This window comes from Singulisphaera rosea, from assembly GCF_054877945.1.
In genome coordinates this window covers 63,681-89,865 of the sequence record NZ_JBTYIP020000014.1, presented here as the reverse complement: position 1 = coordinate 89,865, position 26,185 = coordinate 63,681, and the positions used below count along the sequence as shown (strand labels likewise).

20 protein-coding genes are annotated in these 26,185 nt (G+C 66.5%); 5 read left to right on the top strand and 15 right to left on the bottom strand.

All coding sequences use genetic code 11. The features are described 5' to 3' along the window. Positions 1-191: 191 nt before the first annotated feature. From ACYOEI_RS22625 to ACYOEI_RS22615, 3 genes are all read right to left on the bottom strand, one after another. The gene (locus ACYOEI_RS22625) at positions 192-1,826 is read right to left on the bottom strand and encodes a PPC domain-containing protein (RefSeq protein WP_462851853.1); all 1,635 of its coding nucleotides are present in this window, start codon (positions 1,824-1,826) and stop codon (positions 192-194) included. Positions 1,827-2,054: 228 nt separating this feature from the next. Then, positions 2,055-3,380, bottom strand: a complete 1,326-nt coding sequence (locus ACYOEI_RS22620) for a DUF1501 domain-containing protein (RefSeq protein WP_462851852.1) — start codon at positions 3,378-3,380, stop codon at positions 2,055-2,057. A gap of 52 nt (positions 3,381-3,432) precedes the next feature. After that, on the bottom strand, positions 3,433-5,907 hold the full coding sequence (locus tag ACYOEI_RS22615; RefSeq protein ID WP_462851851.1) for a DUF1549 domain-containing protein: 2,475 nt from the start codon (positions 5,905-5,907) through the stop codon (positions 3,433-3,435). Positions 5,908-6,960: 1,053 nt separating this feature from the next. Here ACYOEI_RS22615 and csrA point away from each other — a divergent pair. Next, positions 6,961-7,194, top strand: coding sequence for a carbon storage regulator CsrA (csrA, locus tag ACYOEI_RS22610; RefSeq protein WP_462851850.1), 234 nt, complete (start codon positions 6,961-6,963; stop codon positions 7,192-7,194). Between the two features lie 226 nt (positions 7,195-7,420). Here csrA and ACYOEI_RS22605 read toward each other — a convergent pair whose 3' ends face one another. From ACYOEI_RS22605 to ACYOEI_RS22595, 3 genes are all read right to left on the bottom strand, one after another. Beyond that, positions 7,421-9,316, bottom strand: coding sequence for an ABC transporter ATP-binding protein (locus tag ACYOEI_RS22605; RefSeq protein WP_462851849.1), 1,896 nt, complete (start codon positions 9,314-9,316; stop codon positions 7,421-7,423). 164 nt (positions 9,317-9,480) lie between these two features. Then, positions 9,481-9,750 (bottom strand): hypothetical protein, encoded by a 270-nt coding sequence (locus tag ACYOEI_RS22600; RefSeq protein ID WP_462851848.1) that lies wholly within the window; start codon positions 9,748-9,750, stop codon positions 9,481-9,483. Between the two features lie 88 nt (positions 9,751-9,838). After that, positions 9,839-10,045, bottom strand: coding sequence for a hypothetical protein (locus tag ACYOEI_RS22595; protein ID WP_462851847.1), 207 nt, complete (start codon positions 10,043-10,045; stop codon positions 9,839-9,841). A 100-nt stretch (positions 10,046-10,145) separates the two neighbouring features. Here ACYOEI_RS22595 and ACYOEI_RS22590 point away from each other — a divergent pair, with 100 nt between their 5' ends. After that, on the top strand, positions 10,146-11,036 hold the full coding sequence (locus tag ACYOEI_RS22590) for a YkgJ family cysteine cluster protein (RefSeq protein WP_462851846.1): 891 nt from the start codon (positions 10,146-10,148) through the stop codon (positions 11,034-11,036). 29 nt (positions 11,037-11,065) lie between these two features. Here the strand turns inward: ACYOEI_RS22590 and ACYOEI_RS22585 are convergent, their stop codons facing one another. The 3 genes from ACYOEI_RS22585 to ACYOEI_RS22575 all read right to left on the bottom strand — a co-directional run bounded on the left by ACYOEI_RS22585 (position 11,066) and on the right by ACYOEI_RS22575 (position 13,212). Next, entirely contained in the window at positions 11,066-11,392 is a 327-nt protein-coding gene (locus ACYOEI_RS22585) for a hypothetical protein (RefSeq protein WP_462851845.1), read from the bottom strand. 285 nt (positions 11,393-11,677) lie between these two features. Then, positions 11,678-12,712, bottom strand: coding sequence for an aldo/keto reductase (locus ACYOEI_RS22580; RefSeq protein ID WP_462851844.1), 1,035 nt, complete (start codon positions 12,710-12,712; stop codon positions 11,678-11,680). A 53-nt stretch (positions 12,713-12,765) separates the two neighbouring features. Continuing rightward, the gene (locus ACYOEI_RS22575) at positions 12,766-13,212 is read right to left on the bottom strand and encodes a MarR family winged helix-turn-helix transcriptional regulator (protein WP_462851843.1); all 447 of its coding nucleotides are present in this window, start codon (positions 13,210-13,212) and stop codon (positions 12,766-12,768) included. A gap of 285 nt (positions 13,213-13,497) precedes the next feature. Here ACYOEI_RS22575 and ACYOEI_RS22570 point away from each other — a divergent pair, with 285 nt between their 5' ends. The 3 genes from ACYOEI_RS22570 to ACYOEI_RS22560 all read left to right on the top strand — a co-directional run bounded on the left by ACYOEI_RS22570 (position 13,498) and on the right by ACYOEI_RS22560 (position 17,358). Further along, positions 13,498-14,316, top strand: a complete 819-nt coding sequence (locus tag ACYOEI_RS22570) for an arylamine N-acetyltransferase family protein (protein ID WP_462851842.1) — start codon at positions 13,498-13,500, stop codon at positions 14,314-14,316. 160 nt (positions 14,317-14,476) lie between these two features. Next, the gene (locus ACYOEI_RS22565; RefSeq protein WP_462851841.1) at positions 14,477-14,689 is read left to right on the top strand and encodes a lipopolysaccharide assembly protein LapA domain-containing protein; all 213 of its coding nucleotides are present in this window, start codon (positions 14,477-14,479) and stop codon (positions 14,687-14,689) included. Positions 14,690-14,937: 248 nt separating this feature from the next. Continuing rightward, on the top strand, positions 14,938-17,358 hold the full coding sequence (locus ACYOEI_RS22560) for a sigma-70 family RNA polymerase sigma factor (RefSeq protein ID WP_462851839.1): 2,421 nt from the start codon (positions 14,938-14,940) through the stop codon (positions 17,356-17,358). Positions 17,359-17,445: 87 nt separating this feature from the next. Here the strand turns inward: ACYOEI_RS22560 and ACYOEI_RS22555 are convergent, their stop codons facing one another. From ACYOEI_RS22555 to ACYOEI_RS22530, 6 genes are all read right to left on the bottom strand, one after another. Further along, complete coding sequence (locus ACYOEI_RS22555) at positions 17,446-17,973, bottom strand: hypothetical protein (RefSeq protein ID WP_462851838.1); 528 nt, start codon at positions 17,971-17,973, stop codon at positions 17,446-17,448. A gap of 329 nt (positions 17,974-18,302) precedes the next feature. Next, a complete protein-coding gene (locus ACYOEI_RS22550) occupies positions 18,303-18,839 on the bottom strand; it encodes a hypothetical protein (protein ID WP_462851837.1) in 537 nt (178 codons plus the stop codon). Between the two features lie 697 nt (positions 18,840-19,536). Continuing rightward, positions 19,537-21,603, bottom strand: coding sequence for a squalene--hopene cyclase (shc, locus tag ACYOEI_RS22545; RefSeq protein ID WP_462851836.1), 2,067 nt, complete (start codon positions 21,601-21,603; stop codon positions 19,537-19,539). Positions 21,604-21,790: 187 nt separating this feature from the next. After that, entirely contained in the window at positions 21,791-22,654 is an 864-nt protein-coding gene (locus tag ACYOEI_RS22540; protein WP_462851835.1) for a YiiX/YebB-like N1pC/P60 family cysteine hydrolase, read from the bottom strand. Positions 22,655-22,846: 192 nt separating this feature from the next. Continuing rightward, on the bottom strand, positions 22,847-25,303 hold the full coding sequence (locus ACYOEI_RS22535; RefSeq protein WP_462851834.1) for a sigma-70 family RNA polymerase sigma factor: 2,457 nt from the start codon (positions 25,301-25,303) through the stop codon (positions 22,847-22,849). Positions 25,304-25,569: 266 nt separating this feature from the next. Beyond that, a complete protein-coding gene (locus ACYOEI_RS22530; RefSeq protein ID WP_462851833.1) occupies positions 25,570-26,073 on the bottom strand; it encodes a hypothetical protein in 504 nt (167 codons plus the stop codon). Positions 26,074-26,185 lie beyond the last annotated feature (112 nt).

The following is a 26,185-nucleotide window of genomic DNA, read 5'->3' as shown; positions in this document are numbered from 1 at the left end:
AACACGGATGGAACACGGATAAGAAAAGGCAGATTTATCAACAGATGGCGCAGATGGACGCAGATGAAGATCAATTTTTTAGTTGATTTTTATCTGCGTCCATCTGCGCCATCTGTTGATAGTTATTTTTTCTTCTTATCCGTGTTCCATCCGTGTTCCATCCGTGGCTAGAAAATCTGTGGCTTCCTGGATCATTTGCCCGCGACGGGCTTTGCGACGGTGAGCCAGGCATGGGTGGGCATCCGGTCGGCATCGTCGGCGGAGAGTTGGGCGGGGCGTTCGAGGGAGGGCCCGTCGACGGCCTTGGCGATGACGCGGATTGGTGCGGAAGCTGGGCTGGCGCCTTTGGAGGTGAGGGTGAGAGAGACCTTGCGGGAAGAATCGCCGGTCGGCTCGGAGCGGACGGAGGTGGCTTCGACGCCGGCGGGGAAGCCTTCGAGACGGACCTCGATCGGGCGGTTGAAGCCGTCTCGGCGCTGGATGTTGACGCGGAGGGAGAGGGATTTGCCAGGCTCGAGGGTGAACCGGTCCTCGGCCAGGCTCAGATGGAAATCCGGACTCGGGGCGGTCAGGTCGAGCCGGTAGACGAAGTCGTCGCCGCCTTCGTCGTTCAGGTCGCGGACGAGGACGCGGTAGGTGCCGTCCGCCGGGGGGGAGAAGGTCAACTCGGGGTCGGCGTCCTTGCGGCGATCGTCGACCTCGTTCAAGGTCTTCCCCGCCGCGTCGGTGAGCCGGAGGATGGGGTCGAGCGGGGAGCCGAGCCCTCGGGACTCGACGCGGATGGAGACGGGCTGGCCCTTCTTCGCGACGAACTCGAAGATGTCGCGATCCCCCTTGGGGCTGATCCGGCCGGAGACGGTCAGGGGCCATTCGACGGCTTGCGGATGGCTCGAGTCGTTGGGCTCGCGCTCCACGACCGAGGCGTGGGAGACGAGCCCGACGTCGACCGTGTTGGCCAGCGAAGGGTGGGCCACGGCCACGGTTTCCGAGTGGCCTTCGCCGCCGTCAGGGGTGATGGCGAGTTGCCGTGCCTCTTCGGGCAGGTTCCAGCCGTGGGCCTCGACGGTCGCCGGGTTGGCGCGGGTGACGGCAAGGGGGTAGGGGTAGCGGAGGAAGCCCCCGGTCGTGAGGGTCAATCGATAAACATACGACTTGTCCCCGGCGAAGGCGATGGTGCTATTCGGGGTCGCCGGGAAGGCGAAGAGGCGGACGAGATACTTGCCATCCGCGGGTGCTTCAAACGCGAGCTCGGGGTCGAAGCCCCGGTCGTCGTCGTTCTGCGCGAGGACGAAGCCCTCGGGGGCGGCGACCTGGAGCACCCCGTCCATCGGCGAGGCCAGTCGCCGGTTCGCCTCCACCGAGGCGAGGAGGGTCTGGCCCCGCTTGAGCAGGACCGAGAACTCGTCGACCTCACCCGCCTTCGCGAGGCGTCCGTTGACCGTCACTCGGGTCGTGTCGAGGACCTGGGGCCCTTTACGCGAGGCGTCCTCGGTGACTTCCGGCAAGGTCCCGACGACGAAGGGCTTGAGGGCCGAGGCGCCTTCGTCGTCGTAGAGACGCAGCCAATGGACGCCCGGCCGGGCGTCGGCCGCGACGACGACATTAAGGGCCCCCTTCTCCTTCTCGGGGGTGACCTTGAGGCCGAGGTCCTCGGTCCAGGCCCGGACGGGCCAGCGCTCGAATGTCCCCTCGGCGGTGACGGCCAAGGTCTGACCGACCCGGGCACCGGCGGGGAATAGACGGTCGAGGGTCGGAGGCTTCGCCGATGCCGACGCCCCCGGGGCCGCAAACAGAGCGGCCAGGACGATTGCAGTTCGAGGGGTCATGTTCGTTGGTCGACCGCGGGTTGGGTGGGAGTCGTCAAACGATTTCGGCGGAGGAGGATTTCACCACAAAACAAAGGCGCAGAGGATTCACCACAAAGGCACAAAGGACACAAAGACCAATCAAAACAAAAATTCAAATTGTTTTAAATGAATCTTTTTCTATTCCTTTGTCTCGTTTGTGCCTTTGTGGTGAAATCCTCCCCCTCTTTCGACCCCGAAAACGATCGATCACCCCATGAGCTCGGCGATCGGGGTGGCGTCGCTCACCAGGTGGGTTGGGCGGCCTTGCGGTGTGTAATAGATCTTGGCCGGGTCGATGCCGAGCTTGGTGTACACGGTCGACGCGAAGTTCTCGGGGGAGAGGATCCGCTCGACGGCCGTGTATCCGCGCGTGTCGGTGGCCCCGACGACGGCACCTCTCGGCGTGCCGCAGCCGGCGAAGAGGACCGACATCGCATTCGACCAGTGGTCGCGGCCCCCGTCCTTGTTGATCTTCGGGGTCCGGCCGAACTCGCCGAGGGCGATGACGAGGGTCGTGTCGAGCAATCCGCGCTGGTCGAGGTCTTCGATCAGCGCCGCCACGGCGGCTTCGAACGTCTGGAGCTTCTTCCCGATGGTGGAGAACAGATTGACGTGGTGGTCCCAGCCCCCCTCGTAGAGGGTGACGAACGGGACCCCCGCCTCGACCAGTCGCCTGGCGAGCAGGCAGCGCTGGCCGACGGGCGAACGGCCGTAGGCGTCGCGGGTCCGGTCGGACTCGTCCTTGATCTCGAACGCCTTGCGGGCCTCGGGCGAGGCGACGAGGTCGTAGCCTTGCTCGTAGTACTCGTCGAGCGCAACGACTGGGTCGCCGGCGACCTTGTCGGTGATCCTGCGGAACCGGTCGATCCGGGCGCGGAGGTCGCGCCTCGAGTCGAACCGATCGCCGAGGAGGTCGCGCGGGGGGACGACGTCGCGGACGCGGAAGTCGGCGGCGTTGGGGTTATCCGAGACGACGAACGGGGCGTACTTGGCCCCGAGGAAGTTCGGGCCTCCCGACCGCGACATCTTGGGGATCGAGAAGTACGGCGGCAGGCCCCCTTTGACCCCACGCTCATAAGCCGTGACCGAGCCGAGGCTCGGGTGGAAGCTGACGTACGCGCCGCAGCCGACGGGGATCCGGGGCGGTGCCCCGGTCATCATATAATGATTCCCCGCGCCGTGGTTCCCCTGCTCGTGCCGGATCGAGCGGACGATCGTGAGTTTGTCCGAGATCGCCGCGAGCCGGGTCATGTGCTCGGAGAAATGGACGCCGGGGATCTTGGTGGCGATCGGCTTGAAGTCGCCCCGGATCTCGGACGGGGCGTTCGGCTTCGGGTCGAACGTCTCGTAGTGGCTGGGCCCGCCGTCCATCCAGATCAGGATGCAGCTCGTCGCGCTCGCCGGAATCCCTTCAATCGCGGCCTCGCCCCGGATCCGCAACGCATCGATCAGCCCGCCCCCGAACAGGGCGCCGAGGCCGAGGCGGAGGCAGTCGCGACGCGTCATCGACTCGCAATTCGTGAAAACGCCCATCAAATGCCCTCGCTGGTCGGTCGTCTGTTTTTTTGGAGGGGGTCGGCCCGTCTCAGTCTTTGAACAGGAACTCGGCCGAGTTGAACAGGGCCCAGAGGAGGTCTTCGGTCGACTCGCGCACCGAAGTCTTCGGCCGGGCGTAGACCTCGCGTCCGATCGCCTTCTCTTCGTCGATGGGATAGCGCCCATAGACGAGGAGATAAAGCTCCTCAAGGATCGCTTCGGGGGTCTTCCCGCTCGAGGCGAGCCGGGCGACACGCCCCTCGCCGCTCTTGACCTTCAGGTGCAGCTCCGGCGAGTTCATCATGTGGAGGACCTGGACGACCGTGGTGTCCGTCGTCCGCTCGCAAGGGGGGTCCTGGTTCGGGTCCGGCCGGCCGAAGGTGTCGAGGAACAGCGAAGGGGCCCGGTGGGTCCAGATCGCCGTCGACCGCGTCTTCGGCGGGGCGGCGTCGAAGGTCTCGGCGACTTCGGTGACGTCGGATACCGCGTCGAGCAGCACCTCCGCCCGCAGGCGCTGGCGGTAGTGGCGGGAGTAGTTGCGGGTGTCGGGGAGGTTCCCTTCGGTCGGCTCCGAGCTCAGGCCATAAACGTACGAGTTCATGATCGTACGGAGCAGATGTTTCTGATCATACCGATGGGCCCGGAAGTCGTCCGCCAGGGCTTCCAGGAGCGCCCGGTTGCTCGGAGGGTTGGTCGCGCGGAGGTCGTCCACGGGGTCGACGATCCCCCGGGCCATCAGCTCGGCCCAGACGCGGTTGGCGATCACCTCGGCGAAGTACGGGTTGTCGGGCCCGGTCATCCACCGCGCGAGGGCTTCGCGAGGGTCGGCCTCGGGGTCATCCGCCGAGGGTGCCGTGCCGAAGAGGGGCTTGGGGGGGAGGACCTTGCCCGTCAGGGGGTGCGTCACCTGGCCCGACTTGGCGGTGAACATGATCTCCTCGCTGCCGGAGATCGGCGGCGAGAGGCCGGTCCCCTTCCGCCCGATCCGGGAGAAGTACGCCGCGAAGCCGTAGAAATCCTCCTGGCTCCAGACCTCGAACGGATGGTGGTGGCACTTGGCGCACTCGAGGCGGATGCCGAGGAAGAGCTGGCTGACCATCGGCGCGATCTCGTCCGGGTCGCGACGGTCGCGGAAGACCGTGACGATCCCGTTGCGGAACGTGCTCCCCTTCGCCGTGACGATCTCGCGGACGAACTCGTCGTAGGGCATGTTCCGGCGGAAGGCGTCGCGGACCCAGGCGTCGAGGTTCAGGACCGCCTTGATGCCGACGCGGTAAGGATTCGGCCGGAGGAGGTCGAGCCACTTGTTCGCCCAGAAGTCGGCGTACTCGGGCCGCTCGAGGAGCCGGTCGACGGCCTTCGCCCGTTTGTCGGGCGACGTGTCGGCGAGGAAGGCCCGGACCTCGTCGGCGGTCGGGAGTCGGCCGATCGCGTCGAGCGAGGCCCTCCGCAGGAACGTCGCGTCACTGCAAGGGGCCGAGGGGGTGAGGCCGAGCCGCTGGAGCTTCGTCCAGACGTGCCCGTCGATGAAGTTGACGCGAGGCAACGCGGCGTAGAGCCCGGGAGAGACCTCGCCGGGCATCGGGATCGTGACCTCGCACCGCGCGAACTTGTCGTCGTACCGGACGGTGATCGCGGCCTCTCCGGGGATCGGCCCCGCCTTGATCAGCCCCTCGGGCGTCACCGCGACGATCGCGCTCTCGTTCGACTGGTACGCGGCCAGGTGGGTCACGTCGCGGGTCGAGCCGTCCGTGTAGTAGGCGGTCACGGCGGACTGCTGGTCGGTCTTATTCGCCATGATCCGCTCGGTCGGCTCGATGGCGATCCGTTCCAACTTCGGGGCTTCGGCCGAGGTGCGGGGCATCCCGTTCGCGATCCAGCGTCTGAGGACCTCGTAGAGCTCCCCGCGAGGCTCGAGCTTGCGTCCCCCGCCGTGGGCGACGAGCGCCCCGCCTTTTTTGAGCAGGAGACTCTCCTCGGGGGCCGCGGGGAAGACGCGACGACCTCGCGCTTCTCGGATGATCGCGGCGTGGTCGAAGTCGGCGTCGAACCCCAGGAGCGAGAGCTGGAACCCGTTCTGCCCGCGGGCCTTACCGTGGCAGGCCCCGGCATTGCACCCGGCCCGCGTCAGGATCGGGAGGACGTCACGTTCGAAGGTCGGTCGGTAGGGCACACTCGTCCCCGAGACGTGGACGACCACATGCGAGGTGCGATCGCCATGTGTCACAACGACCGTCCCTTCGCCGTCTCCTTTCGCCCGGACGACACCGGTCGGGGAAACCTCCACGACGCCGGGCGTCTCGGAACGGAAGCCGGCCTGCCGCGTCAGGTCGCCCGGTCGACCATCGACCTCGCCGGCCACGAGGAGTTGCCGACGCGCCGAAAACCCTTGGAGCTTCAGGTCACTCGGGGAGACCGTCAGTCCTCCCGAATGCGTGATCTCCAGAGCCTTTGCGCCGTCGGCCCCGGCATGTCCGAGGAGGACCGACATCGCCACGAGGAGAGCTAGGGACCCAGATCGCATGACAGGGACTCGAAAATGTCACGGACCTCAAGGATTCCGCCACACGCCGAAGTGTACCCGAAACGGTTCGGCCTTGTCCAACAATCGTGCAACAGGAAATTCGGCGAACCTGTGGACGCTCCTCGGAAGTCTCGAACGGGGGCTCGCTGTTGGAGATTCGCCACAAGGGCACGAAGGTACAAAGGGTCATCAGGAGGAAGGACGCCCCAGGCCCTCTTACCGGATGCCTTCGTGCCTTTGCGGCGAATCTCCAACAGCGTCGACCCGACAGGCTTTCATTACCATCGACGAGAACAGATTATGACCAAGTCACGTTCCACCAAGTCTTCGCTCATCAACAGTTCTTTCTTCACGGCGGCCGACGGCCGACGGCCGCCGCACGCCCCACGACGTCACTGGAGCGCCGGCTACGCATCAGGTTCACGGGTGTGACAATGTCGCGACGTCGAGGCAAAACCTCATGATCCCGTAAAATCCAGAAATGTCCGATTGACCGGCCCAAGCTTTCTTTGTTAGTATCAATTCGGGACTTGCTAAAAACGGGACGTTGCTTCTCTTCCAGACAGGCCACGCCCGAGTCATGCCAGTCCTGGATCGCCGGCCCCGGATTGCCCCCGCCCCTGCACTCGTCCGGCAAACGGACGCCCGGGCCCACGGGTTCGGACCGGACTATCATTCGCGGTGATGACTGCCGCGGCGAAGATCCGTGACATCGCCGGATGCACGGGCCCAACGAAGAGACGGCACCCTCTAGGAGCATGACAACCCTGCACACCCGCCGGCTTGCCAGGGCAAGCCCGCTTCGTCCGTGGGACGTCCACGCGTCGGAATTGATCCGTCGCGCGAAAATGCGTCCTAGACTGCTACCGACGGCGGCGGCCGTCGGACTCGACGATGTTGTCGAGGCGAGGCAACGCCCAAGACGCCGGAACTTCCGGCGAACAAATCGATGCCATCGAGCGAATCGAAATGCATCGAGGATGTGATGTCGACCCAACGACGGTGGGAGGGTGGTCTGCCCTCTCCGGCTTTCTAGGAAGGGAGTCTGAGACGATGTTGGTCTTGAGCCGAAAGCTGAACGAGAAAATCATCATCGACGGCAACATCACGGTCACCGTGCTCGGGATCCGGGGCAACCAGATCCGGCTCGGGATCGAGGCCCCGAGCTCCGTCGGGATCGTCCGCGAGGAGCTTCGACTGTCGATGTCGGCCGCGGCGAAAGAGGGCGAGCCCGGCCAGGGCCCGGCCTCGAACCGCCAGGAGACCGACCTGATGGTCGTCGACTGACGGGCCTCCTCTCCTTGAGAGAAGAACGCCACCGATGATGAGGATGCAGGGACAACGGCAGGAAGCGTCGGGATCACTCCAAATCCGCGCCGGGACAATCCCCGGCGGACCGAGCCCCGGCGAGGACGTCCGGCCTTGTGTGACATCTTCGAAGACGCGATCGCCCCGGACGATGAAATGACCCGGGACGGTGTCCTCCGACGACGAGTTCAGGCCAATGGATGGCCTACTCGCCGCTTTCCATCCGCTGGAGCTCGACCATGTCTCGGTAGCGACTGCTGCCGGACATGAGATCGGCGTGGCTCCCCGCCTCGACGATCGCCCCAGCCTCGAGGACGAGGATTCGGTCGGCACTCCGGATCGTGCTCAACCGATGCGCGATCACGAACGAGGTCCGCCCGCGCATCAGGGCCGCCAGGCCCTCCTGGATCAGGCGCTCGCTCTGGCTGTCGAGGTTGCTCGTCGCCTCGTCGAGAATAAAGATCGTCGGGTCGGCAAGGATCGCCCGCGCGATCGCCAGGCGCTGGCGCTGACCTCCGCTGAGGCGAACACCCCGTTCGCCGATCCGGGTGTCGTAGCCTTCGGGGAGCTCGAGGATGAAGTCGTGGGCGTTCGCGGTCCGCGCCGCGAGCTCGACCTGCGACCGGGACGCGCGTCGGTCGGCATACGCGATGTTCTCGGCAACCGTGCCGTCGAACAGGAAGACATCCTGCTCGACGATGCCGAAGAGCCGGCGATAGCTCTCGACCTCGATGTCGCGGAGGTCGACGCCGTCGAACCGGACGACTCCGACCGTCGGGTCATGAAACCGCGCGATCAGGTTGCAGAGCGTGGTCTTCCCCGCGCCGCTGCGCCCGACCAGCGCGATCACCTCGCCGGGCTCGACCTCGAGGTCGATGTCGCGGAGGACCTCGGCGTCGGTGTTCGCATACGCGAAGCTCACCCCCTCGAGCGAGACGCGCCCCTCGGCCCGCGGCTTCGAGACGCTCTTCGCCCCCGGGAGCGCCGGCATCTCGCGAGGCTCGGCGAGGAGGTCGAGCACCCGGTCGAAGCCCGAGAGGTTGCTCTGGAGTTGGGTCACGCTCGTCGCGAGCACCACCAGCGGCTCCAAAAGCATCGCGAGGTAGACGAGGAACATCATGAGGTCACCAAGCGAGAGCCGACCGTCGAGGACGCGAAGGCCCCCGTAAAGCATCAAGGCACTCGAGGAGACGGGCAGCAGCAGGTCCCAGAGGACCTCGACCACCCGCGACCACTGCCAGGCGAACATCTCCTGGCGGGTCATGAAGTGGTTCTCGCTCACAAACCGGGCGCTCTCCGTCCGCTGCCGACCGAACGCCCTGACGACCCTCATCCCGCCGAACGCCTCGGTCGCCAGCGAGTCGATCTCCTGCCGCTGCTTCCTGACGTCCCGAAAGAGGGGACGCAACCTGCGATTCCAGAGTCGATTGAGGTACAACCCCGGCAAGAAGACCGCCGCCCCGAGCAAGAGTCGCCAATCGACCCAGAGCAGGACGACCAACCCCCCGACGAGCTGGACGACCGCCCGCCAGGGGTTGTAGATCATGCTGAAGACCAGCTCGCCGACACCCCCGGCATCCTCCCGGAGCAGGCTGGCCACGCCCCCCGACTTGAGCTGATAGACCCGATGCAAGGGCAGCCGGACGGCGTGCTCGAAGACGCGCCTCCTGACATCGACCTGCACCCGCTTCGACGCCAACGTCGCCCGCCACCGCCCCCAGAGCCCCAGCGCGGTGCCGACGAACGACACGACCAGCACCGAGCCGACCAGGAAGAGGAGCCTCCCCTTCGGCGACTCGGGCAGCGGGAGATGCCCCAAAAAACTGCTCGGCGAAGGCCGTCCGAGCAGCACGTCGTCGATCACCAGCTTCGTCGCCGCCGGAGGGGCCAGCTTCAACAGCGTCGCGATCGAGAGCGTCACCAACGCCCCGACGATCGAAAGACGATGCCCCTCAAGGACCTGGTACAACTCGCGGTACAGCCTCGGGAGCGACCGATTCTTCGTCGCTGACTCCGTCGGAGCGACCTGGGCCGCGTCACCCCATTCCCGCCGATACTCCGCGAATCGGAGTCGGCTCGTGATCCGATGGCGCAATGACAAGGGTGGGGGGTCCTTCCTTGATCGAGTCTTCGAGCTCATGCCTCCGTCGGGCCCCGAGCGCCTGACTGACGTCCCGGTCCCTACACTTGCATCTTAGACACCAGCCCCGGAAAACCCTAGCGCCAGGGACGCGACGTGAGTTGCGGAACGTTTCTAAGCGGGGCCTATCGGCGCCAAGACTCGGAAGGCACGCCGAAAGACTCCTGGGCCGTCTCCTTAGCATCCTCGATGGTCTCGTGCCAGGTGTCCGCAGTGAAGCAGCCCTCCGGGCTCATGACGAGGTGGTAGCCATCCTTGCCATCGCCCTGGATTTCCAGTTCCACCACCCGCCGCCGCACGAGGGCGCCCGTATCGGACGGCTTAGCCACCCTCCAAGCGTTGCCATAGCCGCGGATCAGGAGTTCGACAGAGACTTTCATCGCGTAGCCTGCCATCGTAGTCGGATAGGCGGGGAGTACCGGCAGGTCAGCCGGGGTGGAAGCGGATGATTCCTCGATAGGCCATCCCCGAGGCGGGCCGAATCTAGCCCCGCCGCCCTCCAAGTAGGAATCCGAGGATGCCGCAGACGATCGCACCGAGCGGCCCCGTCACGAAGGCACCGGTCATCGCCGCCTCGACCGGCTTATCGTGCGTGTTCGAGGAGGCTTGAGTCACAAGGAAGTACCCGGCCACGGCCCCGAGGAGATAGCCGCCAACCGTTCCCAGGAGGCTGAAGGCAAGTCGTCGCATGAGAAATCCAAGTGATGATGGGGCGACTTCAACGGTTTTCGATTCGGGTAAACTGGGACTTCCCAACGAACCATCGCACTCCACGTGAGAATCCTTCCCAATGCCTCGCAAGCCCGGACGCCCCAGACCTCCCGTACGAAAGGCGAAGCGTGTTCGGCCGTCCGCGCGATCGAGGTTCCATGAGGAGCCGGCCGTCACTCGGGCTCGGCTGGAGACGGCCAGGGAGTCGCTCACCATCCTGTCAGCCCCGCCGACGTCTCTCAATACCAAGGAACTGGCCCGACGTCTCCATGAGCTCACCGACCAATCCATCGAGCAGGTCCACGCGGCCTGCCATGACGGACACCGGGTCGCCTGCCGGAGCGGCTGCACCTATTGCTGCATGTTCCCCGTCGCGGCCTCGGCTCCGGAGGTCTTGGCCATCGCCACCTTCGTTCGCGATCGGTTGGACGAGGAGCAGCGAGCCGCGCTCGATCGTCGCGTCGAGGCCAACATCTCGGCGACCGAAGGCATGGACATGACCCAGCGGGATCGCGTCCGGTTGGATTGCCCCTTCCTGGATGCGGGCGAGTGCACGGTCTACGAAGTCAGGCCCGTCGCCTGCCGAGGATACTCATCCTATAGCGTCGACGATTGCCGAGACGACTACGAGCACCCGGGAACCGGCGTCGACGTGCATACCAACGGCCTCAGAGAGCTCGTCTACGGGGCGATTCGCGAGGGTCTGGCCATCGCATGCAAATCGTCCTCTGTCGAGCATCGCCTCCTCGAATTGGTCAGGGCCTACAAGATCGCCTCGAAGGATCCGACGCTGGCAGAGACCTGGCGCAACCGTCCTGAAGCCTTCGCGACCGCCACGGGGGAGAGCGTCTTCCCTGGCCCGTGGTCGGACGAGCTCGACCAGGAGTTCGAGGAGATGTACCGGGAGACCGTCGATAGGCTCGAAAGGGGGAGGGTAGGCCGATTCCTGGTCGCTCGCCGAAACCTGTGACTCACTCTAGTTCCGGCGGATCGTCCGTCTCAGAATCCGACGAACTCGGTATCCAGAACCGCGGGCGTCGAGGCGGATCCAATCGCCTTTTCCTGTTGATGAGCTTCCAGCGCGACCCGGTATAAGGAGATCGCTTTACGAATAACATCATTCGATGCGTCATTCGTCATGTTCAAAATCTGATTGAAGACATTCAGTGCTTCGGGAGAGAGTTCAATACTTAGCGAACACCTGGGGTTGTGGAGCACACGAGGATCTACGCGACAGCGTACCTGTTTCGATGAGGGTGCAGCTTCTTCGACCAGCGAATGCGCTGTCACTTCATTTGACTCATTGACCCCATGTTCGTCGGGCATCTTGGCCCACCCTTCCTAGCTCTCGAAACCGTTGGCAAGTCTGCCGCGATGGGCGATCCCGTCACATACCCCGTTACGACATCCAAACAATAGCCTGGTTTATGAGGTCTTCAAGTCCCTCAACAACCGCACCTTGTACCCGGCCAGAGACCCGACAGAAACGGGTGAGATTCGATATCGGGCCTCAAGAACCGGACAGTAAACGGACAGATACCTACCCTCATGCTGCCTTTCAGAACGACCACGTCGCCAAAAGGAGGGCGGTCACCCGGTCGTCCCCCACCCTCAAACGTCCAGCTTATCTCTCAACCCGCCATAGATAATCGCCTTGGGAAACTCCTTGGCGTAGAAGTCATGCGGGAAGCCGAGTTCGATGCGGCTCGCCGAGTCGAGGCGTTCGACTTGCGAGGTCTCGAGCTTGAGGTCGAGGCAGGCGAGGTTGTCCTTGAACTGGTCGAGGCGCCGGGCCCCGATGATGGGGATGACGGGGGTCGGGCGTTGGCGGAGCCAGGCGAGGGCGACTTGGGCCGGGGAACGGTCGACCTCGGCCGCGACGGCCTTGACCGCGGCGACGATCGCAGCGGTCTGGTCGACAGGGCGAGCGATCTCCTTCATCATCGGGCTGTTCAACCGGGCGTCGGCGTCGGCCTTGCCCTCGGAGTATTTGCCGGTGAGGACGCCGCCACCGAGGGGGGACCAGGCGGTGACGCCGATGCCGAGGGACTGGGCCATCGGGAGGAGTTCGCGCTCGACGGTCCGCTCGGCCAAGCTGTATTCGATCTGGAGGCCGATGAAGGGGGACCAACCGCGCAGCTCGGCGAGCGTGTTGGCGCGGGCGACGGCCCAGGCGGCCATGTCGGAGACGCCGGCGTGGAGGATCTTGCCCTGGCGTACGAGGTCGTCGAAGGCCCGCATCACCTCGTCGAGGGGGGTGATCTGGTCCCAGATGTGGAGCCAGTAGAGGTCGAGGTAGTCGGTCTGGAGGCGTTTGAGGCTGGCCTCGACGGCGCGCATCATGTTCTTGCGCTGGTTGCCGCCGGCGTTGGGGTCGGTGCCGGGCATGGCGTTGGTGTACTTGGTCGCCAGGACGGCCTTGTCTCGGTCACCCTTGAGGAACTCGCCGAGGAGCGTCTCGCTGGTGCCGTTGGTGTAGATGTTGGCGGTGTCGATGAAGTTGCCGCCCGCCTCGAAGAAGGCGTCGAGGACCTGGCGGCTCTGGTCCTTCGACGAGCCCCAACCCCAGTCGTCGCCGAAGGTCATGGTCCCCAGGCAGAGCTCCGAAACGCGCAGGCCGGACCGGCCGAGTAGTCGGTATCGCATCGCCCAATCTCCTTCGGGATCGTTCGGGACGCGGCGAGTGTCGCCGCGTCCGATCACGCGTCGCCGTCGACCGGTCTCGCCAGGAGGCTCACGATGCGGTCGAACGTCGCCACATCGTCGGCGGTGAGGCGGCGCAGGCGGCCGTCGAAGAGCGCCGCGAGGGCCGCCCCGCCGTGTTTCAAGGCCTCCTCGCCGCGGGGCGTGCGCACCAGGCGGAACTTCCGCAGGTCGCCCGCCTCGGCCTGACGCTCCAGGAACCCGCCCGATTCCAACTGCTTGACGAGGTACGTCACCGTCGGCGGCGGCAAGAGCAGCCGACGAGCGAGCTGGGCCGGGAACGGGTGCGTGTCGACGGTTTCCAGGAGGAAGAACGCCTTGGGCGACATCCCCAGGGCTTCGATTGCCGGCCCGGAGTCGTCGATGACGGCCTGCATCAGCCGCCAAAGGTTCGCCAAGGTGCCGTAGGCGTCCCTCCGTCCCTCCTTCTTTCCGCTCGGCATGGTAGGCCCGTCAGCTTCCAAAGTCAAATAGTTCAATTTTCGAAATAAAATGGTACCCTGTCGTCCGCGTCGGGAGTTGCCGCCCCTTCGGCGAGCTCGGGGAGCGGACACGGCCATTCCATCACCATCATACAACCGCCCTTCGAGGCCCGCCCCTCCGAGCGACGGTCCGCACCGTAACAACGAAGTCTTCGAGGCCCGAACCGCACCGTCGCCTTCGTGTCTCCCAAAAGCGTGTGCCGCCTGGTATCGTCCTCGGGGCTCTGCTCCAATAGGGTCATGAGCATGGATCCATCGCCCCCCCTCGACCTCGAATCGTACCTCGCCCGGATCGGGTACGCCGGGGACCTCGCGCCGACGCTCGGGGTCTTCGAGGACCTCCACCTGGCGCATGTCAGCCACATCCCGTTCGAGAATCTCGATATCCTCCTGGGCAGGCCGATTTGCCTCGACCTCGAGAGCCTCCAGGCCAAGCTCGTGAGGGGGAAGCGCGGGGGATACTGCTTCGAGCATAACCTCCTCTTCGCGGCCGTCCTGGAGACCCTGGGGTTCCCGGTGACACGCCTGGCGGCCCGCGTGCGATACGGCACGCTCCAGCTCCTGCCCCGGACCCACATGCTGCTCCGAGTCGAGGTGGACGGCAGCGAATGGCTCGCCGACGTCGGCTTCGGCGCCGAGGGGTTGTTGAAGCCGATCGCCCTGGCCACCCGGCAGACCCTCCGCCGCCACGACCGTTGTTATCGCCTCGTCGTGGCCGAAGGGCCGTGGATCCTCCAATCCTCGAAGGCGGACGACTGGCAGGACCTCTACGAGTTCTCCTGGGAGCCCCAGTATCTCGTCGACTACGAGGTGGCCAATTACTTCGTCTCGACGCACCCGACCTCGGTCTTCCGGCGCAACCTCGTCGTCCAGCTCTCGACGCCCGAAGGACGCTACCTGCTGAAGAACCGCGAGCTCTCGAGCGAGCGGGCCGGCGCCACGTGCCACCGCACGATCGAGTCCGACGACGAATTGCTCGACGTCCTCTCCTCGACCTTCGGCCTCGACTTCCCCAGCGGGACCCAATTCAAAGTCGAGCCCTCCGACCAGGGCCCCTGTCTCTGAACCTGGAAGTCGGTCGGCTCGGGCCGGGCACCTCGTTTGCTGAGAAGGTTCTATCGGCTCCGGAGGGGCCCGAGTCCTTGACAATTCGCCACACGTGGCTCGTCATGGGTATTCGGTCTCTCCCTCGGGATCAGACACCTCTCTCCTTCCAGGAATCGCCATGCGAGCGCTCCAGATCTCCTTGGTCACGATCGTCCTCGGGGTCCTCTTTGTGTTCGCCGTGCAGAACACGCAGGTAGTCACGGTCCACTTTCTGAACTGGGGAGTGAACTCGCCGATCGCGCTGATCATCGTGGTCGTCTACCTGCTGGGGATGATCAGCGGCTGGAAGATCGTTCCTGCCCTCGTACGGCTCGTACGGCGGACGCAATAATCGTAGCGCGATCGTCGGGACAATGATCGTAGGGCTACCCGGAGGGGGAAACTAAGAGCGCGGCAGGAGTGCCCCGACTACCGGGGGATTTGAACGCGGGGTCGAATTTCGAGGGCCACGCACTTGTAAATGGCTCAGGAGATCATCGCCTCCTCACGTCTTTCGAGAAAGCTGTATAAGAGCCCGGCCTCCGGACCACTAAGGGATAGAGATCGAGAGCGAATGGACCGGAGGGAGGGATTCCGGGAATGGCAGGACTGTCTTCCGACGCGATGTCGCGGCAGATCGAGACGCTCTTTCGTTCGGGGACGCTCGCGAGTCTGGGCGATGCCCAATTGCTCGAGCGGTTCCTGAAATCCGAGGAGTCGGCCGAGGCGGCGTTCGGCGTGCTCGTCGATCGTCACGGGCCGATGGTACACGCCGTCTGCCGACGGATCCTCCGCGACGACCACGCGGCCGACGACGCCTTCCAGGCCACGATCCTCATCCTGGTTCGGCGTGCGGGCGCGATCCGGAGGGCGGAGTCATTGGGCCCTTGGCTCCACGGCGTCGCCCGACGGGTTGCCTTGCAGGCCAGGGCGGCGGCAGCTCGACGTCGGGAACGTGAGGGGAAGGCCGCCATCGACCCCGAGGCCGCCGAAGCATTCCAGACTGTCGACGACCTCGGCCCCCTGCTCCACGATGAGATCGACCGCCTCCCGGAGAAATACCGGGCGCCGGTGGTCCTCTGCTGCCTCGAGGGGCGGACGATCGACGAGGCCTCGCGCCTTTTGGGGTGGCCCGTCGGCACCGTCGGAGGCCGCCTGGCCCGTGCCCGCGACCAGCTCCGCGGCCGCTTCGTGCGGCGAGGGGTCGCCGTCCCTTCGATCCTCATGGCATTGGCCTGGGACAAAGCAAGCGCGTCAGCCTTGCCCCAGGGCCTCGCCCGTTCCACCCTCCGGTCCGCGCTCGATCTCGCGGCAGGAGTCGCGGCGACCGACGTGGTCTCCGCGACCGTGGCGGACCTTCTCGGGGAGGCCTTCGGGAACCTCATGCGAACTCGCTTGATCATCGGATCATGCACCCTCACGGCCACCTTGGCCCTCGGCGCAGCCGGGATGGCGCTCCAGCCGTCTCCGGACACACTGCCGCCCCCTCGCCCCGCTCCGGCCCCCGCGCCGGCAGGCGGCTCGACCGCCGAGGCACTCCGGCGGGCATCCGAGCCCGACGACCCCGCGTTCACTCCGCAGGAGCGCGTCGACTTCGAGGTCTCGCTCGCTCGTGCTCAAATCAAGACGGGAGACCTGGCAGGAGCCAAGTCGCGTCTCGAACGTGCCGAGCAAGCCGCCAGAGCCCTCAAGCCCGACCCTCGAGCCAGGGCCCGAGTCTTGATCGCCTGGGCCTGGGGACGAGCCGGAGACCGCGGGCGAGGCCTGACCCTGCTGAAGTGGGCCGTCAAGGACGCCGAAGAGACGAAGCACTTCGGGAACAAGACCTCCGCCTTCAAGTGGATCGCCCAGATCCGGGTCGAGCTCGGCGACATGCCGGCCGCCAGGCAGGCGTTGGAAGCCCAGGAGCAGGCCCGCCGCGAGAAAGAGGGAGAGACACCGGGCGCGGAGTCGATTCCCTTGATCGAAACCCAGCTTGCGCTCGGTGACGTCGAGGCGGCTTTCCGGACAGCCGAGGCTGCCTCGAAGACCATCAAGAGTCGAAAGCACGCGACCAAATGGCATGCCCGAGTCATGACCGACATCGCCACCGCAACCTCGGACGGAAATCGCTGGTCCGAGACTCCCCCCGAGCCAATGACCCCCGAGACGCGTGCGGCCGGCCTCGAGGTGGTGCGGCGGGCGTGGGGGGTCGTCGAAACCCTACCCGACGTCAACGACCACCTCACCTTGTTCGCCGCGGCCTTCAGCGAGCTCGGCGACGACGCAAAAGCCCTGGAGCTCGCCCGACGGATCGACCAGGGTCGGATACTCGACAAGGATGAGATCGACGCGACATGGGCCTTGTGGCGGATCAGCCTGGCCCAGGCGAAGTCGGGGCGGCTCGATGCGGCCCGTTCGACGGTGCGAGAAGCCTCGCGGGTCGCACCCCCGCCGAACGCCAATCGCAACAACCTCCGCAACCTCGTCGCCGGAGGCTACCTCGTGACCGGGGACATTGCGGAGGCCTTGAGTAAGGCCGAGGATCTCGAGGCCCTGGAACGCGCGGCGGTCCGATCTCAGGCCGCGATGAGGCGGCGCCGAGTTGGCGACCGTGCCGAGGCGGATCGATTGTTACGCCAGGCCCTCGCAGACGTCGAGCGATGGAGGGCCGAACCACCGCCGGCTGAGCCACCACCCGAGCGTCGACACCGTGTGGACGACGAGGGCAAGGTCGTTGTGGTCCCACCCGAAGCCGTGGACCCGAAGCCGCGACACGAGTCACGTGCCCTGGCCGCAATCGCGCTGATCCATGCTCGTGCGGGCGACGCCGAGTCCGCCGCGCGGGCCTTCGCCGCGATCCCGCTCGACAACGACGAACGACGATATACCGCAACCATGATCGCCGCCATCCGCGCCCATGCCGGCGACGTCGACGGGGCCCTGGCCTGGTCCCGTTCGCTGACGACGCCGGCGCAACGGGCCGCAGCCCTTCTCGGAGTGGGCTACGGGATCTATGGGGAAATGGCCGACCTCCTCTGACGCCGGCGCAACAACAAGGCCCCTGGAGCATCCCCGACAGAGGTCGTGCGGATGAGCCACGGGGCCTTGAGATTCATCGAGGCTTGATTACTTCTTGGCCGAGGCCTTGCTCTTCACCTTCGCGGCAGGCTTGGCCGCCGGGAGGGCCGGGGCGACGCCACCGGCCGAGACCGCCGCGCCGAGAGGCGCCGCGGCGACCGGCTCGCCGACGCCCAGGATCGGGGCCGAAGGCTTGGGCGTGGACCGCTTCGCGGGCGACTTCTTCGCGACCGGGGCGGACACGGGAGCGACTTCGGGAGCCGGGGTCGTCTTGGCGGCGACCTTCTTCGCCGGGGCCTTCTTGGCAGGGGCGGTGACCGGCTCGGGAGCCGGAGCCGGGGCCGGGGCCGGGGCCGCCTTGGCGGTGACCTTCTTCGCCATGGCCTTCTTCGAGGGAGCCGCGGCAACGACGGGGACCGGCTCGGGGGTCACGACGGGGGCGGGGGCGGGCGTCGCCTTGGCGGCAACCTTCTTCGCCGGCTTCGCGGCGGGCGCTTTGGCAGCCTCGATCTTGGGTGCGGGGGCAGGAGCCGGAGTGGTGGTCTTCGCGGGCTTGGTCGTCTTCTTCTCAGGCATCGGAGGTCCTCGCTTCCACGGTGGCCGTGGGGTCGTGGTGGGAAAGCAACGGGGTCGAATAAGGGGGTGAAATCAGGTCAGGCCGGTACGGACACGCCGCAGCCCAGCACAGGTCGTTTTCGGTGACGCCATTCCGTCGCCGCCCAGCTCGCCTGCTCCTCGATCCCTCCCAAGACTCTCCGCGAGTCCCTCCGTCGGCCCGGGGTTCTTGTGCCGCGTCCGCGTCAGCCTCTCGGCGTGCCGAGGCGTCCGCGTCAGATCGCAAACCTCAGGGCCGTCCCGCGTCTCTGCTCGTCGTTGATTCTCAAACAGTATTGCCGCGCCGGTACTCAGCGGGCGGCTTTCGGGCTCGACTTCTTCGGAGTCGTCTTCTTGGGAGTCGGGGCGGAAGCCTTCGCGGACGCCTTCTTGGGAGTCGGAGCGGCAGCTTTCGCGGCCGTCGCCTTCTTCGGGGCAGCGGCCGGAGCTTTCGGGGCCACCGTCTTCTTCGGGGCAGCGGCCGAGGCTTTCGGGGCCACCGTCTTCTTCGGGGCCACCGCCTTCTTGGGAGCCGGAGCCTTGGCCGTCGAAGCGTCGGCGGGAGTGGCGGTCGACTTGGCCGGTGCCTTCTTCAGCTTGGGCTTGGGCGTGGCCTTGACCTTCGTTTCGGGTTCGGACGAGGCACCCGGGATAACGGCCTCGACCACGGGCGCCACGACGGCTCCCACCTTCTTGGCGGCTTTCTTGGCCGCCTTCTTGACGACCTTCGCCTCGGCGGCGACGGCCTCGGCGACCGGTTCGAGGACCGCCTCGACCTTCTCCACGACCGTTTGGGCGGCGTGCTTCACAGCCTTCGCCGCACCCTTCACCTTTTTGCCAACAGCCACGGGTGGACCTCACTCAAAGGATGGATGTCGATATCTTTCGCCCAGCGAATGTCGATACCAAGGCGCCCGACCGACCCCGAACGTCGCGCACCAACGCGAGTTTAGAGAGCAAGTTTTATGCCACGCTCATGCATAGGTACAAATGCCGTGCGACCTGGGTGGGTCCGATCGCGACTCATGGCCGACATGTCCGAAGCGAGTCCCCGGCGGATGGATGAAAGCGGGAACACATTAAATTTATGGTGGGCTCGAAAACAGAGCAAGAGGAGGAATGCAGGCAAAAACGCGATTTTCCGGGGTGAGTTCCGTGTGTAACGGCGTCGGCGCCCGCATCTCGCCGCGAAAACTCCCCCGGAAGCCCGTCGAGACGGACCAAAGAGGTGTTCAAGGCCTCAAACAGCCTTCGTAATCCGCAGGGTTCCTCGCCCGCGGAGGCTCGTTCGTAGGGTGGGCACCACTGAGTGCCAGAGACCCTGTCCCGAAACCTGTTTTCTTCCGAGAAAACGGGTTTCTGTCGGAGTCGACGATGACGTCGCGGGAGAGGTCGGCAATGTCGTCCACTCGCGGGAACGCCGACGCCTTCCCCTCCCAGAAACCCGTCTTCTCGGAAGAAAACAGGTTTCAAGATAGGGTCAACCTCGCCTCCAGGGCGGCGGCTTCGGGTCGGCGAGGTCGCCGACCCGAGAATGGGGTTCGCTCAGGAGACCTTCTCGAGCACGGTCGCTCGCGCGAAATGCGCCTTCGCCCTCGCCAGGGCGATCGTCGGGAAGTAGTGGCGGTACATATTGTAGTTGATCATGAAAGCGCGCTGGAGGTCGGTGTCCTGGTCGATCGAGCCGGCCGCCCGGTCCAGGTCGATTCGACGGCCGACGCCGTAGCCGGGGAACCCGGTGCCGGTGTACTCGGGCTCGTCCCAGGTGCCGTCGACCTGCCGGTTGAGCAGGAACGCGACGCCTCGGCGGATGGCGTCGTCGTAGTCTCGCGTGGCGACGGCCAGCAGCGACATGAGCCCCCAACCCGTCTGCGAGGCCGTGCTGGTGCCGACGCCCCTGAGGGAGTCGTCCATGTACGAAGCGCACGACTCGCCCCAGCCTCCGTCGGGGTTCTGGTGGGCGACGACCCAGTCGGCCGCCTTGCGGACCCAGGGGGCATTCGTGTCGATGCCGACCTCGCGGAGTGCCGGGAGTACGGCGGCCGTGCCGTAGAGGTGGTTCACGCCCCAGCGGCCGAACCAGCTCCCGTCGTCTTCCTGCTCGCTCCGGATGAAGCGGACCGCCCTGGCGACGACCGGGTCGTCGAGCCGGCGACCCTGGACGGCCAAGGCCTCGACGACGTGCGCGGTGACGTCGACGCTGGGCGGGTCGAGCAGCTCGCCGAAGTCGGAGAACGGGATTTTGGTGAGCCAGGAGTGGGTGTTGTCGCGGTCGAAGGCGCCCCAGCCGCCGTTGGCGCACTGCATCCCGAGCAGCCACTCGGTCGCACGGCCGATGGCGTCGTCGACGGCGGTCGGGTCGGCGACCTGGTCCCGGAGCCGCTCGAGGACGAGCAGGATGACGGCCGTGTCATCGACGTCGGGGTAGAAGCGGTTGGCACGCTGGAACGACCAGCCCCCGGACGGGACCCCCTTGGCGTGGACCTGCCAGTCGCCCGGCGTGGTGACCTGCATCCCGAGCAGCCAGTCGAGCGCCCGACGCGCCGCGGGGTGCTCGTCGAGGCGGCAATCGCTGTCGACCATCGCCAGGAGCGATAGCGCGGTATCCCAGACCGGCGACTCGCTCGCCTGGAGGAACGTCGCCCCTCGGCGCTGGTACGACCAGTGGGCGTCGAACGCCTCGAGGCCCGCCTTCAAGACCGGGTGGTCGAGCGGATACCCCTCCTGCTTGAGCGCCATCAGCGAGTAGATCCAAGGGGGCTGGATCCCGCTCCAGGCCCCGTCGGCCTCCTGGTGCTTGATGATCCACTCGAGGCAGAGCTTGATCGCCGACTCCCGGCCGGGCCGGATCGGCGAGGCCGCGTAGTACTTCAAGGCGCGGTCGATCGCGTAGAACGGGCCTTCCCAGGACAGCCACGAATGCCTGCGCGTCAGGCGGCAGTCGTGCGAATCGCGCCCCTGGGGAAAGAGCTCGTCGAGCCGCTTCTCGGGAGGCAGCGGGCTCGAGGCGCGTCGGGCGGAGAGGATCGTCAGGGGGAGGATCGTCCCCCTCGCCCACGAGGCGAACTGGTAGATGTTGAAGGGCATCCAGCTCGGGAGGTAGATCAGCTCCGGGGGGAGCGTCGGGGTCTGCTCCCAGGGCCACTCGCCGATCAGCGCGAGCCAGTACTTGGTGAAGTTCCGGAGGTGTCGCAGCCCTCCGCGTTCGAGGATCCAGCCCCTCGCCTTACGTAAGGGGAGCGACTCGGGATCTTGGCCGGCGACCCGGAGTGCAGCATAGCACTCGACGGTCGTGTTGATGTCGCCGCCGGCGGACCCGTGGTAGACCTCCCACGCCCCATCGTCGCGCTGCTTGTCGAGGATCGCTCGGACCACGCCGGGGAGCTTGGGATCGTCCTGCACGCCGAGGACGTGCATCGCCAGGATCCACTCGGCCTCCATGCAGCAGTTCGACTCGAGCATCCCGACCCAGTAGCCCTCGTCGTGCTGCTCGTCGGCGAGCCAGGTCAGGGCCTGGGCGACCCCATCTTCGACCCGACCGGCGAGCGCCTGGTTCGGGTTCTGGGAGGGGGACCGGTGCAGCTTGGCCACGTGGGAAGCCGTCGGCATCATCCTGATGTCTCCGGTGAGATTCCATTCATCGACAGAGACGCGAACTTTGGAGACGGCTCAACGTCTTGGACCGAGGCCGGGCCGATTCGTCCGGGACCGGGCGTCGAATGTGATCGGTCGGCACGCAAGTTACAGCGAAGGCCATCGCCGTCAACCCCAACTTACTGCCGGGCGAGGGTATCGGTCGTCAACGCGGCCCGGCGTGGGGAGCGAAAAGGGCCGGCGGAGGAGGGCTCGTCGCGTCCGTTTGCTCGACGGCGATCGGCCTGAAGCCGGGGGGCCAGTCAGCCTTCGAGGTCTCGAAGACCGGCTCGAGCGCCGGGCTCGACCAGAGGCCCAGCCGATCGTTGCCGATCACGAACGCGTCGTGATTGAACCGGATCGTCGAGAAGTTGCGCACCAGCCAGGTAATCTTCGGATACTCGTGGAAGCGAGGCAGCGTGTCGATCCTGATCGGCTCCGTGAGTGCGAGCCCGGCCGTCCGGTAGGCGTTCTCGGTCATCTCGACGCAGTACAACCGGTCGGCACCGAGCTCGAATTTGGGGTCGAAGGGGACCTCTCGACTGTAGACGTCGCGGACGTACGCGACCGCCGAGGGGACGTATCCCTGGTATTCGGCGCGGGGTCTCCTGACGGCGAGGCTGCCGGCGGTGTCGAGGACCCAGATCCCGAACGGCTGGCGCCGAGGGCCGCCCTTGGCCGTGTCATACACGAAGGGCTCGCCCTCTTCCCAGGCGACGATCCCGGTGTGCGAGTATTGGCTGTCGGCCATCGTGGCGGAGATCTTCGAGAAGCAGAAGAGCCCGAAGAACGCCCGGGCGGCCCCCATGCGGAAGAGGATGTCGCCGGCGCGGAGATTCGCCCGGCCCCAGTCCTGCCAGGCTGCAACCCTCGGGTCGTAAGGCACGGGGGGGAGCACGCCCTGCAACCTGGCCCGCTCGGCCCTCGGGCCCCACGGGTTCCCCAACCACCATCGCGGCACCAACAGGCCGGAGACATCCCCGTGGGCACGGCACCCCACCTGGCTCAGGAGCACGGCAGCGACCAACAACCACCCGAAGCGCCCCGGGCGTCGCGCACCTCGCCAAGTTCGAGTGTCACCAGGCCCGGCGTCCATGCCGTCGTCCCTCAAGGCCGAATCGATTCGGCAACGACGCCGTCGCGTCACCCCGGGAACAATCGACACAACCGGACATCACGCTTGAGACTATGATTCACCCGATGACACGAGCGGCCCCGCCGATCACTCCGCTCCGGCCTCGCCGACCCGGCGATCCGGCGACGGTGCCTGGAGCGACATGAGGAAGGCCTCGAGCTGTTGCTTGCGCCGCGGCGAGAGCTTCGCGTACCGTTCCGCAGAAGGTGCCCCTTGACCTCCGTGGAGCAAGATCGCCTGGCTGACGGTCGAGGCGCGGCCGTCGTGGAGGTACGGCGACGAGTCGCGAAGGCCCCAAAGGGGAGGCGTCCGCCACTCCTGCACCGCCGCGCCGATCGCCCCGCTACGAGCGTCGCCCCCCTCCGCCCGATTCGCCACGGCGGCCGGCGTGACGAAGACGCCATACCGACCGGTATCCCCGAGCTTCGGGCTCATCTCATGAAGCAAGAGGTCGCTGTAGATCCCCTCGACTTCCCCCAGCTTCGGGAGGTGGCAGCCCGCGCACCCGATCGTCCTGAACGTCGACGCACCCGCCTTGACCGCCGTCGCGTCCTTCTCGTCCGAGGGCGAACGGATCACCGGCGGCGGGAGCGACCGCACGTAGGCGACCAGAGCATCGCACTCCGCCCCATCCATATCGAGCCCGAGCGCACCGGCTCCAGGGAGCCGAGGGTCGGCGGCCTGGGGACGCTTCGAGACCTCCAGGCCCATCTCCCCCGACGCGGCGGCGAGGACGAACTCCTCGAGCGTCGCCGTCTGCGCCTTCCAACCGAACTTGCCGACCCGGCCCCCTTCCAACCGGCTGACACGCCCCCGGGTCTGCGCCGAGCTGGAGGGCTTCTTCGAGGCCGCCACGATCACCTCGTCGGGGATTCGGTCGATTAGGCCCATGCCGAAGAGGGGCGTCGGGTTCCTTTCCGACGTCGAGACCACGACCAACCCGTGCGGACCCGGGACCGCCTCGCGCCAGGCCTGGTAGGTTCGATCGGTCCCGAACCGGTGGAGCACCAGGCTCCTCGACTGGCGAAATCCCGGATGGATCGCCGCCAGCACGGCCGGGTCGGGCGAAGTTCGCCGGGCCCCGGTCGGAGCGTTGTTCGAGAACTGGTACGAGAACCCCCCACCGCCGACGTCCATCCCGAACGAGTACGAGAAGCCGAAGCCCGAGCCCGCCGATCCAACGTCGGCCGTGGCGATCTCGATATTCTTCGAGGCCGCCCCGGCTCCCCCGGGTCCTCCTCGATCATGGCAGTCGACGCACGACCGGGCGTTGAATACCGGCCCGAGGCCATCTCCTCCGTGGCTCCTCGGGTCATCCGGCAGCCAGACCCTCTCGAAGAGCTCCCGCCCCGGCGAGACTTCGACCCCCGCCGGATCTCCCGGCCCCTCTCCGACCGGGACCTTGGGGACCAGACGCCCGCGATCGACCACCAGATAGCGCGAAGGCGAGTCGAGGGCCGCCTTCGCATCAGGGGGTATCTCGGTCGGAGCGACGGGGTCGCGATCCGCCGAACCCTCGACGATGACCGCGGGAGCAGCGGCCTTCGGCGCCGGGTCCGGCCGAGCCCGCGCGACTTGGCCTCCGGGAACGCGGCCGGAGCCCGAGGCGGGTTCGACCCTCGCCGAGCCCCCCTTCGCCGTCGTCCCTCCACTCTCGCCGACAATCGCCGGTCGGATCCCCAGGGACGAAACGCAGACCAGCAATAACCCGACGAGCGCTCCGGCCTTCAGCGACTCCCGGCGGATCGCCCGGAGGCTCGAGCCGGCGAGTCGCATCACCGAGGGCGAGACGTCTCCCCCGACCCCACGTCCGGCCGCGAACCGCACCGCAGCGCGGGCCGTCGCCTCGGCCCAATCCGGCGAGTTGGCCAGGGCCGACGTCTCGAAGAGAGGAAAGAGGGAGCCCGTCCCGACGACGCCGATCACGCCAACACCCCGACGCGTGAGCCGGTCGCGCAACCGCTTCCGCCCCCGAAAGAGGCGGGTCTGGACCGTCCCATAAGGCCAACCCAATTCCCGAGCGGCCTGCTCCTGCGTCCAGCCTTGCAAGTCACAAAGGATGATCGGCGCCCGATACGTCTCGGGCAGCCGATCGATCTCCTCGTGCAGTTCGGAGTCGAGCGACATGTCCTTGATCTGCTCGAGATCGCCGCGTCGAGCCGACGCTTCGGCCGCCCGCCGCTCCGCCTCTTTTCGACGCATGACTTCGACCCTCGCTCGGCGAGCCACCCGGAGCGCGACCCCGTGCAACCAAGGGCCGAGCGACCCGGGCTTCCGGATCGATCGGGCCCGACGCGACAGGACGAGGAAGACCGCCTGCGCGGCGTCCTGGGCCTCGTGATGATCGCCGAGGACGGCGACGCAGACCCGCTGCACGGCCGCCCCATGCCTCTCGACCAGCGAAGCGAAGGCCCGTTCGGCCGTCGCCTCGCCCCTCGATAGGAATCGCTCGAGCAGTTCGGCGTCGCCCAGCCGACCGGACGTCCCCCGATCTCGAACGGTCGACGCCCTCACGGTGGGAGAACTCGCTCCGTCTCGCAACATCGTTCGGTGCCCCTCGCGGCCTGGATGATCTCCGCGTCATCGTGGACACTCCTCGCCGAACTCCACCGGGAGAGCTCTTCACCACAAAGGCACGACGGCACAAAGGAAGAGGATTCCAAAAGGACAAATCCCTCGCGGGCTTCCTCATGTCATTCCTTCGTGTCTTTGTGCCTTCGTGGTGGATCCCCAACAGGTCGATCGGGCAAGACCCGGTGTCCTATCGCGATGAGTCTCTACCATAGTGCCGGCCGAGACCTCCCACCATTTCAAGATTCCTTTCCCTCACCCCCCTGGCCCGACCTCGAGATCTCGAGCTCGCGAGGGAGCTCGCCGAGCCAACCCACCTCGAGCACTCCCCAGAGCCCGATCAGGATCGCCTCGGCGGCGTCGTGTCGGAGCGAAGTCGGACGGTCGGCACCCGACCAGGCGATGACCCGACGGGCGATGACATCGGCCGCCCCCTTCGCCCGGTCGGTCCCCCGGCGATCACTCGGCTTCAGGAGGCGGGCCCGCCAATCCTCGGCCGCGATCTCCAAGACCGGGATCCCGCGCCTCTCGCCCTCGCGTTTCCAGACCTCGGCGATCGGCCCACCCCCCTCGATCACCACCCGCGCAACGTCCGGGATCTCCGCGAGCCATCCATAAACCCCACGCTTGAGCTGGGCCCGCGTCCCGAAGTGCCGCGAGCGATACCAGCGGAGCCGCCCGTCCCTCCCATAAAGGGCGAGCCCCGTCCGCAGACCAAGGTCGACAGCGAGCAGCGCACACATTCCAATGATTATGGCCGCGGCGCGCGAGGAAGTCCTCGCCATCCCGGCCGACGGACCGATCCGAGACCGGTCCGCAATCTCAAGGAAACGCCCCCGCGTCCAGGCGCGAGAC

What these genes read in the sequence shown, in the direction of transcription:
- csrA (WP_462851850.1), top strand. Translation starts at nt 6,961, where the DNA reads ATGTTGGTCTTGAGCCGAAAGCTGAACGAGAAAATCATCATCGACGGC.
- ACYOEI_RS22555 (WP_462851838.1), bottom strand. Translation starts at nt 17,973, where the DNA reads ATGCCTGAGAAGAAGACGACCAAGCCCGCGAAGACCACCACTCCGGCT.
- ACYOEI_RS22615 (WP_462851851.1), bottom strand. Translation starts at nt 5,907, where the DNA reads ATGCGATCTGGGTCCCTAGCTCTCCTCGTGGCGATGTCGGTCCTCCTC.
- ACYOEI_RS22595 (WP_462851847.1), bottom strand. Translation starts at nt 10,045, where the DNA reads ATGCGACGACTTGCCTTCAGCCTCCTGGGAACGGTTGGCGGCTATCTC.
- ACYOEI_RS22620 (WP_462851852.1), bottom strand. Translation starts at nt 3,380, where the DNA reads ATGGGCGTTTTCACGAATTGCGAGTCGATGACGCGTCGCGACTGCCTC.
- ACYOEI_RS22575 (WP_462851843.1), bottom strand. Translation starts at nt 13,212, where the DNA reads ATGCCGAGCGGAAAGAAGGAGGGACGGAGGGACGCCTACGGCACCTTG.
- ACYOEI_RS22590 (WP_462851846.1), top strand. Translation starts at nt 10,146, where the DNA reads ATGCCTCGCAAGCCCGGACGCCCCAGACCTCCCGTACGAAAGGCGAAG.
- ACYOEI_RS22625 (WP_462851853.1), bottom strand. Translation starts at nt 1,826, where the DNA reads ATGACCCCTCGAACTGCAATCGTCCTGGCCGCTCTGTTTGCGGCCCCG.
- shc (WP_462851836.1), bottom strand. Translation starts at nt 21,603, where the DNA reads ATGATGCCGACGGCTTCCCACGTGGCCAAGCTGCACCGGTCCCCCTCC.
- ACYOEI_RS22585 (WP_462851845.1), bottom strand. Translation starts at nt 11,392, where the DNA reads ATGCCCGACGAACATGGGGTCAATGAGTCAAATGAAGTGACAGCGCAT.
- ACYOEI_RS22565 (WP_462851841.1), top strand. Translation starts at nt 14,477, where the DNA reads ATGCGAGCGCTCCAGATCTCCTTGGTCACGATCGTCCTCGGGGTCCTC.
- ACYOEI_RS22600 (WP_462851848.1), bottom strand. Translation starts at nt 9,750, where the DNA reads ATGGCAGGCTACGCGATGAAAGTCTCTGTCGAACTCCTGATCCGCGGC.
- ACYOEI_RS22535 (WP_462851834.1), bottom strand. Translation starts at nt 25,303, where the DNA reads ATGTTGCGAGACGGAGCGAGTTCTCCCACCGTGAGGGCGTCGACCGTT.
- ACYOEI_RS22570 (WP_462851842.1), top strand. Translation starts at nt 13,498, where the DNA reads ATGGATCCATCGCCCCCCCTCGACCTCGAATCGTACCTCGCCCGGATC.
- ACYOEI_RS22560 (WP_462851839.1), top strand. Translation starts at nt 14,938, where the DNA reads ATGGCAGGACTGTCTTCCGACGCGATGTCGCGGCAGATCGAGACGCTC.
- ACYOEI_RS22530 (WP_462851833.1), bottom strand. Translation starts at nt 26,073, where the DNA reads ATGTGTGCGCTGCTCGCTGTCGACCTTGGTCTGCGGACGGGGCTCGCC.
- ACYOEI_RS22580 (WP_462851844.1), bottom strand. Translation starts at nt 12,712, where the DNA reads ATGCGATACCGACTACTCGGCCGGTCCGGCCTGCGCGTTTCGGAGCTC.